The following is a 1101-nucleotide window of genomic DNA, read 5'->3' on the forward strand; positions in this document are numbered from 1 at the left end:
TTGTATCTTGCGATACTAATTTTGTTTATCGTCTTAAAGACGCTCTAAAATGAGATGTTCCAGCCGCACCTTCCGGTACGGCTACCTTGTTACGACTTAGCCCTAGTTACCTGTTTTACCCTAGGCAGCTCCTGTTACGGTCACCGACTTCAGGTACCCCAGACTTCCATGGCTTGACGGGCGGTGTGTACAAGGCCCGGGAACGTATTCACCGCGCCATGGCTGATGCGCGATTACTAGCGATTCCAGCTTCATAGAGTCGAGTTGCAGACTCCAATCCGAACTGAGACCGGCTTTCGAGATTTGCATCACATCGCTGTGTAGCTGCCCTCTGTACCGGCCATTGTATTACGTGTGTGGCCCAAGGCGTAAGGGCCGTGATGATTTGACGTCATCCCCACCTTCCTCTCTACTTGCGTAGGCAGTCTCACTAGAGTCCCCAACTTAATGATGGCAACTAGTGACAGGGGTTGCGCTCGTTGCAGGACTTAACCTAACACCTCACGGCACGAGCTGACGACAACCATGCAGCACCTTGAAAAATGTCCGAAGAAAAGTCTATTTCTAAACCTGTCATTTCCCATTTAAGCCTTGGTAAGGTTCCTCGCGTATCATCGAATTAAACCACATAATCCACCGCTTGTGCGGGCCCCCGTCAATTCCTTTGAGTTTCATTCTTGCGAACGTACTCCCCAGGTGGCTAACTTATCACTTTCGCTTAGTCTCTGAACCCGAAAGCCCAAAAACGAGTTAGCATCGTTTACGGCGTGGACTACCAGGGTATCTAATCCTGTTCGCTCCCCACGCTTTCGTCCATCAGCGTCAGTTGTTGCTTAGTAACCTGCCTTCGCAATTGGTGTTCTAAGTAATATCTATGCATTTCACCGCTACACTACTTATTCCAGCTACTTCAATAACACTCAAGACCTGCAGTATCAATGGCAGTTTCACAGTTAAGCTGTGAGATTTCACCACTGACTTACAGATCCGCCTACGGACCCTTTAAACCCAATAAATCCGGATAACGCTTGCACCCTCCGTATTACCGCGGCTGCTGGCACGGAGTTAGCCGGTGCTTATTCGTATAGTACCTTCAGCTAC

The 1101-nt window shown here is 49.2% G+C and carries 1 rRNA gene; it reads right to left on the reverse strand.

The annotated features are described in order from the left end of the window. Positions 1-47: 47 nt before the first annotated feature. A 16S ribosomal RNA gene (locus FN817_RS22940) occupies positions 48-1101 on the reverse strand; the annotation flags it as partial.

It is taken from the genome of Chryseobacterium rhizoplanae, from assembly GCF_900182655.1.
GTDB lineage: Bacteria > Bacteroidota > Bacteroidia > Flavobacteriales > Weeksellaceae > Chryseobacterium > Chryseobacterium rhizoplanae.